This window comes from Pseudomonas sp. 43(2021) (assembly GCF_017490805.1).
Taxonomy (GTDB): Bacteria; Pseudomonadota; Gammaproteobacteria; order Pseudomonadales; family Pseudomonadaceae; genus Aquipseudomonas.
Genome location: NZ_JAFGYJ010000027.1, coordinates 62,915 through 80,789 on the forward strand (window position 1 = coordinate 62,915; position 17,875 = coordinate 80,789).

The 17,875-nt window shown below is 64.1% G+C and carries 19 protein-coding genes; 11 read left to right on the plus strand and 8 right to left on the minus strand.

Translation table 11 applies throughout. From position 1 onward, the window contains the following. Nucleotides 1-88: 88 nt before the first annotated feature. Nucleotides 89-517, plus strand: a complete 429-nt coding sequence (locus J5M71_RS21400; RefSeq protein WP_207836446.1) for a PAS domain S-box protein — start codon at nt 89-91, stop codon at nt 515-517. Between the two features lie 59 nt (nt 518-576). Continuing rightward, entirely contained in the window at nt 577-1,194 is a 618-nt protein-coding gene (locus J5M71_RS21405; protein WP_207836457.1) for a hypothetical protein, read from the plus strand. Here J5M71_RS21405 and J5M71_RS21410 read toward each other — a convergent pair. Further along, nucleotides 1,179-2,114: a MerR family transcriptional regulator gene (locus J5M71_RS21410; RefSeq protein WP_207836459.1), complete on the minus strand. Its 936-nt coding sequence runs from the start codon at nt 2,112-2,114 to the stop codon at nt 1,179-1,181. The genes J5M71_RS21405 and J5M71_RS21410 overlap by 16 nt on opposite strands. Before the next feature lie 219 nt (nt 2,115-2,333). Here J5M71_RS21410 and J5M71_RS21415 point away from each other — a divergent pair, with 219 nt between their 5' ends. From J5M71_RS21415 to J5M71_RS21430, 4 genes are read left to right on the plus strand one after another with little or no spacing between them, the layout of a single operon-like run. Beyond that, nucleotides 2,334-2,894: an antibiotic biosynthesis monooxygenase gene (locus tag J5M71_RS21415; protein ID WP_087503172.1), complete on the plus strand. Its 561-nt coding sequence runs from the start codon at nt 2,334-2,336 to the stop codon at nt 2,892-2,894. Nucleotides 2,895-2,927: 33 nt separating this feature from the next. Further along, on the plus strand, nt 2,928-3,665 hold the full coding sequence (gene folM, locus J5M71_RS21420) for a dihydromonapterin reductase (RefSeq protein WP_063913386.1): 738 nt from the start codon (nt 2,928-2,930) through the stop codon (nt 3,663-3,665). A gap of 9 nt (nt 3,666-3,674) precedes the next feature. Next, nucleotides 3,675-3,971: a DUF1244 domain-containing protein gene (locus J5M71_RS21425; RefSeq protein ID WP_003260708.1), complete on the plus strand. Its 297-nt coding sequence runs from the start codon at nt 3,675-3,677 to the stop codon at nt 3,969-3,971. Continuing rightward, a complete protein-coding gene (locus J5M71_RS21430) occupies nt 3,964-4,305 on the plus strand; it encodes a HopJ type III effector protein (protein WP_207836460.1) in 342 nt (113 codons plus the stop codon). Before J5M71_RS21425 ends, J5M71_RS21430 begins: the two co-directional genes overlap by 8 nt. A gap of 44 nt (nt 4,306-4,349) precedes the next feature. On the opposite strand, the gene J5M71_RS21435 is transcribed toward J5M71_RS21430, so the two are convergent. The 3 genes from J5M71_RS21435 to J5M71_RS21445 all read right to left on the minus strand — a co-directional run bounded on the left by J5M71_RS21435 (nt 4,350) and on the right by J5M71_RS21445 (nt 7,749). Continuing rightward, nucleotides 4,350-5,258: an alpha/beta fold hydrolase gene (locus J5M71_RS21435; RefSeq protein WP_063913388.1), complete on the minus strand. Its 909-nt coding sequence runs from the start codon at nt 5,256-5,258 to the stop codon at nt 4,350-4,352. Nucleotides 5,259-5,425: 167 nt separating this feature from the next. Further along, nucleotides 5,426-6,637 (minus strand): enoyl-ACP reductase FabV, encoded by a 1,212-nt coding sequence (gene fabV / locus J5M71_RS21440; protein WP_087503177.1) that lies wholly within the window; start codon nt 6,635-6,637, stop codon nt 5,426-5,428. Nucleotides 6,638-6,888: 251 nt separating this feature from the next. Beyond that, a complete protein-coding gene (locus J5M71_RS21445; protein WP_207836471.1) occupies nt 6,889-7,749 on the minus strand; it encodes a LysR substrate-binding domain-containing protein in 861 nt (286 codons plus the stop codon). A 135-nt stretch (nt 7,750-7,884) separates the two neighbouring features. Between J5M71_RS21445 and J5M71_RS21450 the strand changes: the two genes are divergently transcribed. The 4 genes from J5M71_RS21450 to J5M71_RS21465 are packed head-to-tail and all read left to right on the plus strand — an operon-like array spanning nt 7,885 to nt 12,007. Continuing rightward, a complete protein-coding gene (locus tag J5M71_RS21450; protein ID WP_207836473.1) occupies nt 7,885-8,925 on the plus strand; it encodes an agmatine deiminase family protein in 1,041 nt (346 codons plus the stop codon). Continuing rightward, nucleotides 8,922-9,818, plus strand: a complete 897-nt coding sequence (gene aguB / locus J5M71_RS21455) for an N-carbamoylputrescine amidase (protein ID WP_207836475.1) — start codon at nt 8,922-8,924, stop codon at nt 9,816-9,818. The genes J5M71_RS21450 and aguB overlap by 4 nt, the downstream gene beginning before the upstream one ends. Before the next feature lie 2 nt (nt 9,819-9,820). Further along, nucleotides 9,821-10,906 carry an extracellular solute-binding protein gene (locus J5M71_RS21460; RefSeq protein ID WP_207836478.1) on the plus strand — a complete coding sequence of 362 codons (1,086 nt, stop codon included), beginning with the start codon at nt 9,821-9,823 and terminating at the stop codon, nt 10,904-10,906. 3 nt (nt 10,907-10,909) lie between these two features. Next, on the plus strand, nt 10,910-12,007 hold the full coding sequence (locus tag J5M71_RS21465) for an agmatine deiminase family protein (RefSeq protein ID WP_207836481.1): 1,098 nt from the start codon (nt 10,910-10,912) through the stop codon (nt 12,005-12,007). Nucleotides 12,008-12,124: 117 nt separating this feature from the next. Here the strand turns inward: J5M71_RS21465 and J5M71_RS21470 are convergent, their stop codons facing one another. Together J5M71_RS21470 and J5M71_RS21475 are read right to left on the minus strand one after the other, a co-directional pair. Continuing rightward, on the minus strand, nt 12,125-12,661 hold the full coding sequence (locus J5M71_RS21470) for a cytochrome b/b6 domain-containing protein (protein WP_207836484.1): 537 nt from the start codon (nt 12,659-12,661) through the stop codon (nt 12,125-12,127). Next, on the minus strand, nt 12,658-12,924 hold the full coding sequence (locus J5M71_RS21475; protein ID WP_063913395.1) for a PepSY domain-containing protein: 267 nt from the start codon (nt 12,922-12,924) through the stop codon (nt 12,658-12,660). Before J5M71_RS21475 ends, J5M71_RS21470 begins: the two co-directional genes overlap by 4 nt. Before the next feature lie 175 nt (nt 12,925-13,099). Here J5M71_RS21475 and J5M71_RS21480 point away from each other — a divergent pair, with 175 nt between their 5' ends. Continuing rightward, nucleotides 13,100-14,278 (plus strand): acetyl-CoA C-acetyltransferase, encoded by a 1,179-nt coding sequence (locus J5M71_RS21480; RefSeq protein WP_063913396.1) that lies wholly within the window; start codon nt 13,100-13,102, stop codon nt 14,276-14,278. A gap of 146 nt (nt 14,279-14,424) precedes the next feature. Here the strand turns inward: J5M71_RS21480 and J5M71_RS21485 are convergent, their stop codons facing one another. Then, nucleotides 14,425-15,144 carry an SDR family NAD(P)-dependent oxidoreductase gene (locus J5M71_RS21485; protein ID WP_207836495.1) on the minus strand — a complete coding sequence of 240 codons (720 nt, stop codon included), beginning with the start codon at nt 15,142-15,144 and terminating at the stop codon, nt 14,425-14,427. Between the two features lie 173 nt (nt 15,145-15,317). Then, nucleotides 15,318-17,609 (minus strand): 5-methyltetrahydropteroyltriglutamate--homocysteine S-methyltransferase, encoded by a 2,292-nt coding sequence (metE, locus tag J5M71_RS21490; RefSeq protein ID WP_207836501.1) that lies wholly within the window; start codon nt 17,607-17,609, stop codon nt 15,318-15,320. Nucleotides 17,610-17,875: the final 266 nt, after the last annotated feature.

The following is a 17,875-nucleotide window of genomic DNA, read 5'->3' on the forward strand; positions in this document are numbered from 1 at the left end:
CTAGCATCCGGCGCTGGCAAAAGGCCGCCTCTACCAAAGTCACCATCCTCAGCCTGCTTCGCACCCTTGTTTACTCAATGGCCCGAACATGATCAACGCGCAACTGCTGCAATCCATGGTCGATGCGTCCAATGACGGCATCGTGGTCGCCGAACAGGAAGGCGACGACACCATCCTCATCTACGTGAACGCCGCCTTCGAACGCCTGACCGGCTACAGCCGTGACGAAATCCTCTACCAGGATTGCCGCTTCCTGCAGGCCGACGACCGTGACCAGCTTGGCCGCGCCCGCATCCGCAAGGCCCTGGCCGAAGGCCGCCCGTGCCGCGAAGTGCTGCGCAACTACCGCAAGGATGGCAGCGCCTTCTGGAACGAGCTGTCGATCACCCCGGTAAGGCACGACGCTGAACAGCGCACCTACTTCATCGGTATCCAGAAAGACGTCACTCGCCAGGTCGAACTGGAGCGGGAACTGGCCGAACTGCGCGTTCGTCCGAAACCCGACGAACGCGCCTGAACCAAGTACGTCACGCACGGTCAATTCCGTTGAAGAAATCGCCACCACCGAGTTCGATCATGCAAGCAGAAGCGCTCCTGACCCAGGACGAACTGGATTTCATACAGAACATGCAGCATTCGCCACAGTTGAACCTGGCTGACCCCATGTCGAGCCTGCTGGTCAATGGCGACCGCCGCATTCAGAGCTTGCTCACCCGCCTGGTGGCCAACGAGCAGGTAACCTTGCAGGCCCAGTTCAACAACCAGCAGATCAGCTTCCCGCTGCAACTGGTGGAGGACGAGTTCCACGCCCTGCACCTGCAACTGGGCTCACCGGAAATCTACGAGGACGGCCCCATGCTGCGCCCCTGGCGCCTGTCGATGGAGCAGCCGAGTGCACTGCTCGATACCCATGGGCAGGAAAGCGGCCTGTGGGTTCGCGATATCTCGTTCAAGGGTACATTGCTGGAAGTCCGTGGCCTGCCAGCGGCACCAGCCCGCTTCGAACTGCGCTTTGCCCCTGGCGGCATCCCTCCCATCGAACTGCATGGCGTGCTGGGCCGGCGCATCGGCCAGGACCTGGCCGCCTACGACCTTAGCCAAAGCCCCACCGAAGAGATCGAACGCCTGCGCGACTATATCCTCCAGGCCCATCGCCGCGCCCACCCCGAGCTTCACACTCAGGTATCGAGCTGACCGGCCAGAAACTGCCGCAAACGCTGGCGCATCACGCTGCCCTGCGCGCCCAGGCAGGCGATCGGGCTGCCAGCCAGGCTGTCCTGTGCCAGTTCCGCCGCTTCACCCGCCAGTAACAACGGGCACTCCAGCCCTGCCACCAGGCGCGTCAGGCGCCGGGTGAGTTCCATCGTGGGCGACTGGTGGGAAAACAGCACCAGGGCATCCGGCTTCAAGCGCTCGCAGACCAGTGCCAGTTCCGCCAGCGGCTGCCCGCTCGCCAGTGGCGTCACGCCAACTTCATCGCTGCCCAGAGTCAGGCTGGTCACCAGCAATTCCAGCTCGTGGCACTGCCCCGGCAACGGCGCCAGCAGCACCCTGCGGCTGCGCGGTGCACGGGCAAGTTGCAAGCGGGCTAACACCCGGCCACGCAGGAACTGATCGAGGAACAACCACTCGCTGACCTGCCCGTAGCCACCTTTCCCGACCGCCAGGTCATGCCATACCGGCATGAACACTTCGCTGAATACCTGGTCCAGGGTGCAGGCGGCAAACACCTCGTCGAACAGGCGGTCCAGGCCGGCCACGTCAAAACATTGCAGCGCCTGGCGAATCTGCTGCTGCCAGCGCACCCAGGTGTCCGTCGCGCCACCTGCCTGCCCGGCCAGGGCATGGCCGCGCGCGAGGATGCTGGCGACCTTGCTCACCGCCACACCACGCTCCAGCCAGCCAAGGATGCGGCGGATGTCATCGATGTCGGCCTGGGAATACAGGCGGTGGCCACTGTCGGTGCGGGTTGGCTGGATCAGGCCATGGCGGCGCTCCCAGGCACGCAAGGTCACGGCGTTGACGCCGGTCAGGCGGGAAACTTCACGGATCGGAAACAGGTCCTGCTGCGCGAGGCCCGCATCGATTACCGGACTACGTCCCTGTTCGTTCATCTGCACGGGGTACCCTGTGTGCGCAAGTTGAACACCTAGTTTACTACGACAATACCAGACGCTGGGCCGCGACCGTTTGCCAGCTGACAGTTACCGAGCATCGCACATGGGCGATAATCCGCGCCCGATTCTTGCATGTATGCCTGCGTCGCCCAACACCCCGGGCCACGCAGCCAAAGGGGCCGGTTACCCGCCAGCCCCGTTGCCAGGAGATACACGATGTCTACCCCACCCGTCACCCTGATGGTGTCGCGCCGCGCCGCCCATGGCCGCTACCAGGACCTGCTGGCCTGGCTGCATGAAGGCGAACAGCTGGCCACCGACTTCCCCGGCTACCTTGGCTCGGGCATCCTCGCGCCACCCCGCGATAGCGACGAGTTCCAGATCATCTTCCGCTTCAGCGACGAACCGACCCTGCATGCCTGGGAGCATTCCGCCTCGCGCCGAGCCTGGTTGCAACGCGGCAACGGCCTGTTCGAACGCCCCAAAGAGGCGCGCGTGAGCGGCATCGACGACTGGTTTGGCACCAATATGGTGCAAAAACCGCCGCGTTGGAAGCAGGCCGTGGCCATCTGGCTGGCCTTCTTCCCGGTTTCACTGGTGTTCAACCTGGTGTTCGGCCACTGGCTGGCAGCACTGGACCTGGTGCCTCGGGTACTGCTCAGCACCCTGGGCCTGACACCGGTGATGGTCTACCTGTTCATCCCCCTGTCCACCCGCCTGCTGGCCGGCTGGCTGCATGCCTCCCCGGCCACTGCTGGCGCCCTGCGCAGCCGCTGAGGCCAGGCCGTACACGCGGTAGACAGTTCGGGTATGCTGGGCGGCAACCAAAGGACAGACAAGTTGACCGCCCCGAACATGAACAGCCCCATTCTCGTTACCGGAGCCAGCCAGCGCGTCGGGCTGGCCCTGGCCCTTGAACTGGCACAGGCCGGCCATACGGTGGTCAGTGCCAGCCGCAGCGTCCAGCCACAGGCGGCCCACCCGAACATCGTGCAGTTCCAGGCCGACCTGTGCCAGGCGGCCGACCGCCAGGCCCTGATCGACTACCTGCACAACCATTACGACGGCCTGCGCGCCATCATCCACAACGCCTCGCTGTGGCTCGACGATGGCCTCGACAACCTCGAGACCATGTTCCGCCTGCACGTCGAAGCGCCCTACCACCTCAACCTGGCCCTGGGCGACCTGCTGGCCAAGGTGGAAAAGGCCGACATCATCCACATTTGCGACGAAACCTCATCGCGCGGCAGCAAAAGCCACATCGGCTATGCCGCGACCAAGGCCGCGTTGCAGAACATGGTGCTGTCGTTCGCCGAAAAATATGCGCCCAAGGTGCATGTGAACGGTATCCTGCCCGGGCTGCTGATCCTCAAGGAAGGGGGTGACGAAGCCTACCGCCAGCAAACCCTGAAAAAGGCCCTGCTGGAGTTCGAACCCGGCGCCGGCCCGCTGATCGAAACGGTCAAGTACCTGCTCGCCAGCCAGTACAGCACCGGCAGCCAGGTGGTCATCAACGGTGGCCGCCACCTGAAGAACCGCATGACCTGAGAGAAGCCCATGACCCCACAGCAACAGCTCGAACTCGAGGCCGCCGCGTTCCGGCGCCTGGTCGAACACCTGCAAAAGCGCACCGACGTGCAGAATATCGACCTGATGAACCTGTCCGGCTTCTGCCGCAACTGCCTGTCCAAGTGGTACAAGGCCGCGGCTGACGAGCGCCAGCTCGACCTGAGCCTGGATGACGCCCGCGAAGCGGTGTACGGCATGCCCTACGCCGAGTGGAAAGCCCAATACCAGAAAGAAGCCAGCGCCGACCAACAGGCGGCGTTCGAAAAAGGAAAACCCCGTGACTGACCTGAACACCCTGCGCGCCAGCCTGGCCAGCGGCCAACACGTGTTTGCCGACACCCTGGCGTTCATTGCCGACAACTACAACTACCAGCCTCAGGCCTTCGACAATGGCGGCGTGGCGAATGCGGCCGGGCAGAACGAAGGTTCCTGCAAGACCCTGGGGCTGGCGCTGCTGGAAGGGCTGAGTGACCAGGAAGCACTGCTGGCCTTTGGCGAACACTACCGTGACGTGGTGGCCACGCCCGAGGGCAGCGACCATGGCAATATCCGCGCGCTGATCAAGCATGGGCTGGCGGGCGTCAAGTTTGCCGAGCTGCCGCTTGCGCGCAAGGCTTGAGATAGCCGGGGCCGCTTTGCGGCCCCAGATTTTCCACCCCACCATCAATCCATGATGGTTCCCGGCACCCCACCCGCCAACCCACCCTGCTGCAACCACTGCAAGGCCACCGGCCACAGGCTTTCGCGAAACCGGTCATGGAAAAACGCGAAATGGCCAATTTCCTCGACCGAGATATCCACAGGCGCAATGCGCAGGTGCTGGCGTTCGCCGCCCTGCAGATAACCCAGCAAACGCTCGGTCGCCGCCACGGTACCAAAGGGGTCATCGGTCAGGCTGATGGCCAGCGTTGCCGCCCGCACCTGGGCGAACGGTAGTGCCTCCAGCGCACGCCCGCTGGGTCGGTGCTCATAGCGTGGGGTACGGGTGGTCCAGTCGTGCACCACGCCGGATGGCGTGTCCTCCAGCCAACCCAGGCGCTTGCCGGGAAAATAACCGAACACCCGGGTGAGCAGCGGCATGACCACATGCCACTTGCCGAACAGTTGCCAGCGCTGGTCGGCCGCGTAATCGCGCCAGTAGGCGAATTGCGCGCCGACCATCACCACCCGGCGTACCTTGCTCGCCGACGGTGCCAGCCCCACTGCGCAGCCGCCAAAACTGTGCCCCACCACGTCCACCGGCTGGCCGGGGAAATGTTCTGCGGCGTGCACCAGCATGGCTTCGAAATCCAGCCGGCCCCAGTCGCTCCAGGAAGCCTGGAAGCCGCGCAGCGAGGCCGGCCGGGATTCGCCGATGCCACGGTAGTCGTAGGTCAGCACATCGCAACCCTGGGCGAACAGGTAGTCGGCGAAACGCGAGTAGTAGCGGCAGCGTACCGAGGTGGCAGCGTTGATGATCACCAGCGGGCGCTGGGGATCAGGTCGGGCGTGGCGCCAGCGGAAGCCGCCGAGGCTGTAACCGTCGGCTGCGGTGTGGCGAAAGGCAGTGGCGGGCTGGGTGAGGCTGCTCATGGCACATTCCCTGTTGTCGTGCGCCAAAGCTAGCAAAGATTTTATAGCCTGTACCGGCCTCTTCGCGGGTAAACCCGCTCCCACAGGTTCCCCACTCCCTTCAGGCTTGGTGAGATGCCTGTGGGAGCGGGTTTACCCGCGAAGAGGCCGGTACAGGCTAAAGCCGATTACAGCTCGATGCAGTCGAACTTCACATCGGTAGCCACGTCTTCGTCGTAGTTGACGTCAGCGCGCTCGAAGCCGAACAGGTTGAGGAACTGCTTCTTGTAACCGGCATAGTCGGTCAGCTCGAACAGGTTCTCGGTGGTCACCTGTGGCCACAGGGCCTTGCAGGCATCCTGCACGTCATCACGCAGTTCCCAGTCGTCCAGGCGCAGGCGGCCTTTCTCGTCGACCTCGGCCGGCGCGCCGTCGGCACGGTACATGCGGTCACGGTACATGCGGTCCAGCTGGTCCTGGGTGCCTTCGTGAACACCCTTCTCCTGCATGATCTTGAACACCATCGACAGGTACAGCGGCATCACCGGGATGGCCGAGCTGGCCTGGGTAACCACCGACTTCAGCACCGCCACGTTGGCGCCGCCCTTGATTTCGCCGGCCAGTTTCTTGTCCAGGCGCAGGGCGGTTTCGTCCAGGTCCTGCTTGGCCTGGCCCAGCGCACCGTGCCAGTAGATCGGCCAGGTGATTTCGGTGCCGATGTAGCTGAAGGCCACGGTGCGGGCGCCTTCGGCCAGCACGTTGGCGCCAGCCAGGGCGTCGATCCACAGCTGCCAGTCCTGGCCACCCATGACGGTGACGGTGTCGGCGATTTCCTGCTCGGTAGCCGGCTCGATGCTGGCCTCGATGATGGTGTCCTTGTTGGTGTCGATGGCGGTCGACTTGTACGGCTGGCCGATCGGTTTCAGGGCCGAACGCACCAGTTCACCGGTCTGCGGCAGCTTGCGCACCGGCGAGGCCAGCGAGTAGATGACCAGGTCGACCTTGCCGCCCATTTCGTTCTTGATCAGCTCGATGACCTTGGCGCGGGCTTCGTCGGAGAAGGCGTCACCATTGATCGACTTGCTGTACAGGCCTTCGGCCTTGGCGAACTTGTCGAAGGCGGCAGCGTTGTACCAGCCAGCGGTGCCGGCCTTGGTCTCGGTGCCTGGCTTTTCGAAGAACACGCCCAGGGTGTCGGCCTTGAAGCCGAACGCCGCGGTGATGCGGGCTGCCAGGCCGTAGCCGCTGGAAGCACCGATGACCAGGACCTTCTTCGGGCCATCCTCGCGCACGCCCAGCTTGCGGGTGGCTTCGATCTGGTCACGGACGTTGAGCTCGCAGCCCTTCGGGTGAGTCGTGGTGCAGATGAAACCGCGGACCTTAGGATGAATGATGGCCAATGTCTGTACCTCGTCAGGTTTATGCCGGGGGAAGCGCCGCCATGGGCGATTCCGATTGATCAGAGGGTGAGACTACCCCCGCAGGTTATCCGACACATATTACGGGGTGATCTTGGGGATGCAAAACCGAGGTTTTCCTTCGCCGTCCTCTTCGCGGCTGAACCCGCTCCCACAGGAACCGCGCAGATCCTAAGGGCTGCGCAATACCTGTGGGAGCGGGTTCACCCGCGAAGAGGCCGGCACTGGCAACATCAATCTGACAAGAGAGCCTCTTTCAGCCACTCCAGGAATTGCCGGGCCAACGGATCATCCTGGCTATCCCGATGCACCAGGCAAGCCCACGCCGGCCCACGCACGCGCTGCGCCGACAACGCCTGCAAACGCCCCTCCTCCACCGCCCGCCGCGCCAGCAACTGGCTGACCAGGGCCACCCCCAACCCCTCGCTCGCCGCATCCAGCAGCAGCCCGGGGTCGGAAAAGTTCAGCCCCTTGCCCTGCTGCCCCACGTCCTCGCCCCCCTCCAGCTGCCAGTGGCTCCAGTCCATCTCGCGCTCGCCATGCAAGGTGGTGCGCCGCGACATCGGCGTTTGCAGCAATGCCGGGTGGCAGGCCGGGTACAGCTGGTCCTGGTGCAGCACGCTGAAGCTGCACTCGGCCTGGGCACTGAGGTCGTCGCGGATGGCCAGGTCGATGGTCTCGGTCGCCATCTCCGGCACTTCGAAACTGGTGAACAACCACAAGTCGACATCCGGGCAGCGCTGATGAAAGTCGGCCAGCCGCGGCAGCAGCCAGTGCCTGGCAAAGGCCGGGCTGGTGTTGACCACCAGCTGGTTGGGCTTGCGGTACTGGTCGAGCCGGCGAATGCCAACGGCGAGGTGCTGCAGCAGCGATTGCGTGGTGCTGAGCAGGTCGTGCCCGGCGTCGGTCAGGCTCACGCTTCGGCCACTGCGGTGGAACAGCGGCTGCTCCAGGTAGGTTTCCAGGCTGCGAATCTGCTGGCTGATGGCCGACTGGGTCAGGTTCAGCGCTTCGGCGGCCTTGTGAAAGCTGCCCAGCCGCGCAGCGGCCTCGAAGCCGCGCAAGGCATTCAGGGGTGGCCAGTGTTTGAGCATGTTTGATAAGCCCTGCTGATCAGATGTGCGCTAAATCTATCGTTTGTCGTCGTCCAGGCCTAGCCATAGCATGGACCTCAACACCCGCGACGGCGGGCTTCGTTGATAAAAATCCTTAATAGATCGGAGTTCACTATGCACCTGTCCCTCGACAGCGGCTGGCGCATGCCCGCCGAATGGGCCCGCCACGCTGCAACCTGGATGGTCTGGCCGCACAACCAGGCCCTGTGGGAAAGCGGCTGGCACGTGCACCTGGCCGACGTACAGCAGGACTACGCCCGGGTCGCGGCGGCCATCGCCCGCTTCGAGCCAGTGAAGATGGTGGTCGACCCTTCGGCCTTGCAAAGCGCCCGCGCCCTCTGCGGCGCCAATATCGAGCTGGTCGAAATGACCGTGGACGACAGCTGGTGCCGGGACAGCGGCCCGAGCTTCATCTGCCACCCACAGCATGGCCTGGCCGGTTTGAGCTGGCGCTTCAACGCGTGGGGTGGCAAGTCTCGACACGGCCAGGACCGCAGCCTTGGCCGGCGCATCCTCGACCACCTGGGCCTGGACGGTTTCAGCACATCGCTGTGCAACGAAGGCGGGGCGATTCATGTGGACGGCGAAGGCACTCTGATCACCACCGAGTCGGTGCTGCTCAACCCCAACCGCAACCCTGGTGTGAGCAAGGCCGAGTTCGAGGCCTGCTTCGCCCGCTACCTGGGCATCCGCAAGACCATCTGGCTACCAGGCGACCCACAGTACATCACCGGCGACATGACCGACGGCCACATCGACGGCGTATGCGCCTTCGCCCGCCCTGGCGTGCTGCTGGTCGACGCCATCCATGACCAGCACTCGGTGTACGCCGAAGTGGTGCGGGAAAACCGCCGCGCCCTGGAACTGGCCACCGACGCCCAAGGCCGGCACTTCGAACTGCTCGATCTGTATGAAGCCAGCGCCGCCGTCGACCAGGACGCCGAGGTATTCTGCGCCTCGTACACCAACTTCTACATTGCCAACGGCGCGATCATCATGCCGGCCTATGGCATCGCCGCCGACCAGGAAGCCGCCGCGCAACTGGCCCACGCCTTCCCGGGGCGGGAGATCGTACCGGTGCGCATCGACCACATTGCCCATGGCGGTGGCGGCATTCATTGCATCACCCAGCAACAGCCCGAGGTGCAGCCATGAACCTGCTGCGCGTCGCCACCACCCAGATGCCGTGCAGCTGGGACCTGCCCGGCAACCTCGACCGCGCCGAACAACTGGTACGCCAGGCCGCCGCCGAAGGCGCCCAGGTGATCCTGCTGCAGGAACTGTTCGCCACCCCGTACTTCTGCATCGAACAAGACCACCAGCACCAGGCCCTCGCCCAGCCCTACCCCGCCAGCCCGATCCTGCAGCGCTTCGCCGCACTGGCCGGCGAGCTGGGCGTGGTGCTGCCGCTGAGCTGGTATGAGCGCGCAGGCAATGCTTTCTTCAACTCGTTGACCGTGGCCGATGCCGACGGCCGCCTGCTTGGCGTATACCGCAAGACCCACATCCCCAACGCCATCGGCTACCAGGAGAAGGAATACTTCAGCCCCGGCGACACCGGCTTCAAGGTCTGGGACACCGCCTTTGGCCGCCTGGGCATCGGTATCTGCTGGGACCAGTGGTTCCCCGAGACCGCCCGCTGCCTGGCACTGATGGGCGCCGAAGTGCTGCTGTTCCCCACCGCCATCGGCTCCGAGCCCGGCTGTGCCGACCTGGACTCGCGCGACCACTGGCAGGTAGCCATGCGCGGCCATGCCGCCGCCAACCTGCTGCCGGTGGTAGCGGCCAACCGCGTGGGCGAGGAGGTCGCCGCCAGCGATGCCGGGTTGGCCATGCGCTTCTACGGCTCGTCGTTCATCTGCGACCACAAGGGCGCCATGCTTGCCGAAGCCGACCGCGACAGCAGCGGCATCTGGCTGCACGACCTGGATCTGGCCGGCATGCGGGAAGACCGCCTGAGCTGGGGCATCTACCGCGATCGCCGCCCGGAAATGTACGCCACGCTGCTGACCCTGGACGGCCGCCTCCCACACACCCTGAGGGCCTGAGCATGAAACGCCACACTCTAGCTGCATTGGCGCTGGCCGTCTGCGCCTGCCAGGCCCAGGCCGAGCAGCCCGTGCTGCACCTGTACAACTGGGCCGACTATTTTGCCGAGGACACCCTCAAGCAGTTCACAGCCGAAACCGGCATCCAGGTAATCTACGATGTGATGGACGGCAGCGAAGTGCTCGAGGCCAAGCTGATGTCCGGGCGCAGTGGCTACGACCTGGTCTTCCCCGGCGATACCGTCGCCGAGCGCCTGATGCGCGCCGGCAGCCTGCAGCCACTGGACCACAGCCGCCTGGAGGCCCTTGACGACATCGAGCCCGGGCTGCGCAAGCTGCACGCCCGGTACCCCAGGGCCAGCCAGGCGACCGTGCCCTACACCTGGGGCACCATCGGTCTGACGGTGAATACCGACAAAGTCCGCCAGCGCATGCCCGATGCGCCGCTGGACAACCTCGACCTGCTGTTCAAGCCGGAGCTGGCCGCCAGGTTCGCCGACTGCGGCATTTCGGTCATCGACTCGCCCGACGAAGTGCTGGCAGTGGTCCTCAACTACCTGGGCCGCGAGCCACGCAGTGCCAAGCGCGAAGATCTGGCTGCAGCCAGTGAACTGCTCAAGGCGATTCGCCCGTACGTACGCAAATTCCAGTCGCAACCAGTGACCGAACTGGTCAACGAGAACCTGTGCCTGTCACTGGGCTACAGCGGTGATGTGATCCAGGCGCAGCGTACCGCCGAGGCCGCGGGCAAGCATCTCGATTTCCAGTACCGCGTGCCGCGCCAGGGCACCACAGTGTGGATGGATACCATGGCCATCCCGGCCGATGCCAAGCACCCGGAATACGCCTATCGTTTCATCAATTTCGTCATGCGCCCGGCGAACATGGCGGCCATCAGCAACTTCACCGGCTACCCCACCGCCAGCGCCAAGGCACGCCAGGCGGTGGACCCGCGCATGCGCGACAACCCCGATATCTACCTCGACCAAGCCACTTATGCCCGGCTGATCCCGGGCCGCGATATCCCACAGGCCGACATGCGCGCACGCATGCGCGTGTGGACACGTTTCAAGACTGCACAGGACTGAGCCATGCCAAGCCGTAGAACCTTCCTGCAACTGTCGCTGGTCGCCAGCCTCGGCCTGCCGCTGGGCCTGGCCCGTGCCCAAGAACCCGGGCGCTGGTTCATGCCGGACGAAGGCGAGCCGCAGCAGCGCGCGTTCATCGCCTTTGGTGCCCAGGATGCGATCTGGGAGGATTTCACCGCCGATGTACGGGCCGCCCTCGGTCGCATCGCCCAGGCCATCGCGCGCTATCAGCCGGTGACAGTGTTCTGCCGGGCCAGCGAGCGCAAGCTGGCCGAGCAGCACTGTGGCAGCCATCGCACACGTTTCGTCGAGTGCGAGCTGGACGACATCTGGATGCGCGACATCGGCGCCAACTTCGTCGTCGATGATGACGGAGCCCTGGCGGCGGTAGACTTCAACTTCAATGGCTGGGGCAACAAGCAGCGTCACAGCAACGATGTCCAGTTGGCCAGACGCGTCACCACGCTGGCCGGCGCCCGCTACCAGCGCAGCGCCCTGGTGGGTGAAGGCGGCGCCATTGAAGTGGACGGCCACGGCACCGGCATCATGACCGAGAGCAGCTGGGTCAATGCCAACCGCAACAAAGGCTGGAGCAAGGCGCAGGTCGAGGCAGAGCTCAAGGAGTGCCTGGGGCTGAGCAAGATCATCTGGCTACCGGGCATCGCCAGCCAGGACATCACCGACGGGCACGTGGACTTCTATGCCCGCTTCGTGAGGCCAGGGGTGGTGATTGCCAACCTGGATAACGACCCGGACTCGTATGACTACGCCGTGACGCGCCAGCACCTGGAGATCCTCAAACGGGCCACCGATGCCGAGGGCCGCAAGTTGCAGGTGCATGTCGTGTCGCCGCCGCTGCACGGGCGGCGTAACAGGTTCAGCAAAGGCAATGACGACTTTGCCGCGGGGTACATCAATTACTTCGTGCTCAATGGCGCGATCATTGCGCCACAGTTTGGCGATGGGGCGGCGGACGAGAAAGCGCGGGGGCTGCTGACGGCGTTGTATCCGGGGCGGGATATCGTGCAGCTGGATATCGATGCCATTGCTGCCGGGGGTGGGGGGATTCACTGTGTGACCCATCAGTGCCCGGCGGTGTAGCAGATGCTGCCTGCGCTGGCCTCTCGCGGGCTTGCCCGCTCCCACAGGCACTCCACAAGACTGAAGATTTGTGCAGTTCCTGTGGGAGCGGGCAAGCCCGCGAAGAGGCCGGCACTATCAATCGCGGGGCTGCCGACGGCGCCCGGTGATCATCGACCACGGCAGGTTTTCCCGCATGCGCACGCTCTCGTAGATAGCGCCCAGCACATGCACGCAAACCAGCACCAGCACCGCGTTGGCCAACCAGCTGTGCAGGTCCAACGGCCAGTCGACACCAAACAGCGCGTCCACCTCCTGTGAGGCCCACCCGGTCAGGCCCAGACCGGCGATGCCGGTCATCATCAGCACCATCACCAGGGCGCCAATCGGCGAATGCCCCATGTGATGGTCAAGCTCCCCATGCAGCAGCGCCCGGGCATGCCCGACCAGGCTTGCCGGGGTTGGCCAGAAGTCGGCCCAGCGCGCGCTGCGTGGCCCGACAAAACCCCAGATCACACGCACCACCACAGCGGCCAGTGCGTAATAGCCCAACCATTGGTGCCAGTCTTCTCCCGCTTCGTTGAAGAAGTAGTTGGCGAAAAACACCACGGCCATCGACAAGTGGCACAGCCGCAGTAGGGGATCCCACAGCTGCACCGTGCCGTCGCTGTTCACTCGTGGTACTCGCTCTTGACTGCCTTGCCAGTCACTGGGTCATGGTAGATCTCGACCTTCTTGCCATCCTTGTCGAAACCATAGATCTCGTAACAGTTGCCCTTGGTGACTTTGAACTTGTTGATCTTGTAGCCCTGCTCCTTGAGCTGCGCCTGGAATTTTTCCTGATCCTGCCAGGTGCTTTTGTCGGCGGTGGTGCATTCGGTGGCGGCGAATACTGTGCTGCTGCCAATCAAAAGGGTCAGCGCGATCAATGTACGCATGGGCGTGAACTCCATCCAGATGAATGTAGTAGCGCATCCCTTAGCATAGTTCTGCACGCCGCTTTACGCTCATTCATTTGCTTTGCACATCAATCGCAAAGAAAAACAAACTTAACAAATGAGCCAAAGCCACCGATGCTTGAGGCATTACGCCCATCGCACGGAGAACAACAACATGAACGACGTGGTCATCGTCGCTGCAACCCGTACCGCCATCGGCAGCTTCCAGGGCGCCTTGGCCACTGTGCCTGCAGTAGACCTCGGTGCCGCCGTGATCAAGCGCCTGCTGGAGCAGACCGGTCTGGCCCCGGCGCAGGTCGACGAAGTCATCCTCGGCCAGGTGCTTACCGCCGGCGCCGGGCAGAACCCGGCACGCCAGGCTGCGATCAAGGCCGGCCTGCCCTTCAGCGTACCGGCACTGACCCTGAACAAGGTCTGCGGCTCGGGCCTCAAGGCGCTACACCTGGCCGCTCAGGCCATCCGCTGCGGTGACGCCGAGGTGGTAATCGCCGGCGGCCAGGAGAACATGAGCCTTGCCCCCTACGTAATGCCCTCGGCCCGCACCGGCCAGCGCATGGGCCATGGCCAGCTGATCGACAGCATGATCACCGACGGCCTGTGGGATGCCTTCAACGACTATCACATGGGTATCACCGCCGAAAACCTGGTGGACCAGTACGGCCTCAGCCGGGAGCAGCAGGACGCCTTCGCCGCCGAGTCTCAGCGCAAGGCGGTGGCCGCGATAGAGGCCGGCCGCTTCGATGATGAAATCACCCCGATCGTGCTGCCGCAGAAAAAGGGAGAACCCAAAGTCTTCGCGCGGGACGAGCAGCCGCGTCCGGATACCACTGCCGAATCCCTGGGCAAACTGCGCCCGGCGTTCAAGAAGGACGGCAGCGTTACCGCCGGCAACGCCTCAAGCCTGAATGACGGCGCCGCCGCCGTGCTGCTGATGAGCGCCGCCAAGGCCAAGGCCCTGGGCCTGCCGGTGCTGGCCAGGATCGCGGCCTATGCCAGTGCCGGTGTAGACCCGGCGATCATGGGCATTGGCCCGGTTTCGGCCACCCAGCGCTGCCTGGACAAGGCCGGCTGGCAACTGGCCGAACTGGACCTGATCGAAGCCAACGAAGCCTTTGCCGCCCAGGCGCTGGCCGTGGGCAAGGCGCTGGAATGGAATGCCGCACGGGTCAACGTGAATGGCGGTGCGATTGCCCTCGGCCACCCGATTGGTGCGTCCGGGTGCCGGGTGCTGGTGACCCTGCTGCACGAGATGATCAAGCGCGATGCCAGGAAAGGCCTGGCGACCCTGTGCATTGGTGGCGGCCAAGGGGTAGCCTTGGCAATCGAGCGGTGATCTCGGATTGATATGAGCAGGCCCGGCCTCTTCGCGGACTTGCCCGCTCCCACAAGTACTGCACAAACCTCGAAATTTGAGCTGCACCTGTGGGAGCGGGCAAGCCCGCGAAGAGGCCGGGCCTGCTTACTGAGCAACCTCAGGCTTCAGAACCGCTCATCGGCAATAGCCGGTAGGGTCAGTTCGCGCACATAGCTCGCCGCCGACAACTCCAGCAGCGTGCGCACCATCAGCACCACGTCATGCAGCGGTATCAGCCCCCCTTCCCCACGCGCTGCAGCCTCGGCCAACGGCACATCCAGGCCATCCTCGGTATTCAGGTAGCCCAGGTTCAGGCACGTCACCCCAAGCCCCTGCCCGCGATAACCTTCACGCAATGCCTCGGCGATGCCGCGCAGGGCGAATTTGGAGGCGGCGAAAGTCACTTCAGGGCGACCACTCTGGGGCAGGCCCGAGGTGGAACCGGTAAGGATGATCCGTGGTTTTCCGCTTTCGAGCAGCAACGGCAGCAAACGCTTGATCAGCAGGATGGTCGCGGTGATGTTGCAATCGACCATGCGCTGCAATTCCACATCACGATCATCGAGGAAGCTGTAGTGCGCCTCGAAGGCCTCCGCTTCCCACAGGCCGAGGTTATAAATGAGCGTATCCACGCCACCCTCGGCCAGCACGCGGAAAATTGCCTCGACGGCGGCGACCGGCTGGCCGAGATCGGCCTCGATCCACTGGGCCTGGACATCCTTGCCAACGCTCACTGCCGCTGGCTTGTTGCGCGACACACCAATCAAGGTGTCGCCCGGTTTACCCAAGCCTTCCATGAACGCCTTGCCCAGGCCCTTACTGGCGCCGACTACCAGAACTCGCATCGCATCACTTCCTGTCGATTTGATTGAAGTCGGCATTCTAGGAGTTTGTAGTGCCTGTGTCGGCCTCTTCGCGGGTGAACCCGCTCCCACAGGCGCACCACTGCATTCAAGATGTGCACGGTCCCTGTGGGAGCGGGTTTACCCGCGAAGAGGCCGGTACCGGCAGTAAATGATCAGGCGGTAGCGCGCAACTCACGAGCAGCGGCAACCATATTGATCAGCGCGGCCTCGGTCTCCGGCCAGGCACGGGTCTTCAGCCCGCAATCCGGGTTGACCCACAGACGCTCGGCCGGGATACGCCGGGCAGCCTTGCGCAGCAGCTTGACCATCTCCTCACGGGTCGGCACCCGTGGCGAGTGAATGTCATACACACCCGGGCCGATCTCGTTGGGGTAGGCAAAGCGCTCGAACGCCGCCAGCAACTCCATGTCCGACCGCGAGGTTTCGATGGTGATCACGTCGGCATCCATCGCCGCGATCGACTCGATCACGTCGTTGAACTCGCTGTAGCACATGTGGGTGTGGATCTGGGTTTCGTCACGCACCCCCGAGGCACACAGGCGGAAGGCCTCGGTGGCCCACTCCAGGTAGTGGGCCCAGGCACCGTGGCGCAGCGGCAGGCCTTCACGGAAAGCCGCTTCGTCGATCTGCACAATCCTGATACCCGCCGCTTCCAGATCGACCACTTCGTCACGGATTGCCAGCGCCAGCTGGCGCGCCTGCACTTCGCGGCTCACGTCTTCACGCGGGAACGACCACATCAGCATGGTCACCGGGCCGGTCAGCATGCCCTTCATCACCTTGCTGGTCAGGCCTTGGGCGTACTTGATCCACTCCACGGTCATGGCCTTCGGCCGACTCAGGTCACCAACGATCACCGCAGGCTTCACACAGCGCGAACCATAGCTCTGCACCCAGCCGAAGCGGGTGAATGCATAGCCATCGATCTGCTCGGCGAAGTACTCGACCATGTCGTTGCGCTCGGCCTCACCGTGCACCAGCACATCCAGGCCCAGGTCCTCCTGGGTTTTCACCGCATGGCGGATCTCGCTGTGCATGGCCTCGACGTAATCGGCCTCGGTCAGCTTGCCCTGCCTGTAGGCCTGGCGTGCCAGGCGAATCGCCGAGGTCTGCGGGAACGAGCCGATGGTGGTGGTCGGGAACGCCGGCAGGTCGAGCCCCGCACGTTGCTTGACGATACGTTGGGCAAACGCCGACTGACGCTGGCTGTCAGCGGGCTTGATGGCCGCCAGGCGGGCTTGCACGGCAGGCTTGTGAATACGCGGCGAAGCGGCGCGGCTGGCCTGCACGGCCTGGCTCTGCGCCAGTGCTGTGGTCACGTCGTCGGCTTGCGGAACATTGATGGCCTTGGCCAGCAGCGCCACTTCCTGGCACTTCTGCACGGCAAAGGCCAGCCAGCTGTGCAGTTCGGCATCGAGCTGGTCCTCACGGGCCTGGTCCACCGGGCTGTGCAGCAGCGAGCAGGACGGCGCCACCCACAGCCGCTCGCCCAGGCGCTCATGGGCATGGCGCAGTACCGCCAGCGCCTTTTCCAGGTCGCAGCGCCAGACGTTGCGGCCGTTGACCAGGCCCAGCGACAGCACCTTGTAGGCCGGCAGGCGATCGAGGATGGTCGGGTACTGCTCGGGCGCCCGTACCAGGTCAATGTGCAGGCCATCGACTGGCAGGTTGGCGGCGAGGCCCAGGTTGTCTTCCAGGCCGCCGAAGTAGGTGGCGATCAGCTTTTTCAGTGGCGCCCGCTGAAGGATGTTGTAGACGCGCTCGTAAGCGTTCTTCCAGTCCTGAGGCAGGTCCAGGGCCAGGATCGGCTCATCGATCTGCACCCATTCCACACCTTGGGCAGCCAGGCGGTTGAGGATCTGGTCATACACTGGCAGCAGGCGGTCGAGCAGCTCCAGCTTGTCGAAATCGCCACCCTTGGCCTTGCCCAGCCACAGGTAGGTCAGCGGGCCGATTACTACCGGCTTGGCCGCGTGGCCCAGGGCCTGGGCCTCTGCCACTTCTTCGAACAACTGCTCCCAGCTCAGGGCGAACTGCTGGTCGACGGTGAATTCGGGGACCAGGTAGTGGTAGTTGGTGTCGAACCACTTGGTCATTTCCTGGGCGTGTGCGCCACCGCAGCAACTGTCACCCACGGCGCCACGGGCCATGGCGAACAGGGTCTGCAGGGTCGGCCTGGCAGCGTCCTGGCTGCGGAAACGCTGCGGAATCACGCCGAAGGTCAGCGAGTGGGTCAGCACCTGGTCGTACCAGGCGAAGTCGCCGACCGGCAGCAGTTCGATGCCGGCGTCTTTCTGCACCTGCCAGTGGCGGGCACGCAGCTCACGGCCGACGGCGCGCAGGCCGGCTTCGTCGAGTTCACCCTTCCAGTAGGCTTCCAGGGCCTTTTTCAGCTCGCGGTCGCGACCGATACGTGGAAAGCCCAGGTTGTGTGCCAGTGCCATGTCTTGTCCCTCAGCATGCATAAATGAATGAGGGGATTTTCCGGATGCTTGCATCTTGAGACAAACTCATTAAATTTGAGATGAACTCAAGATTTCCTCATGTTCATGTTTTTGTGCTGCCTGTGCCGGCCCTTTCGCGGCTAAAGCCGCTCCCACAGGTACCGCGCCACCCTGTGGGAGCGGCTTTAGCCGCGAAAGGGCCGCTACAGGCAACCTTGGATGTCTCATTCAGAGCACCACCCTGCGCATTCGGACATGACCCCACC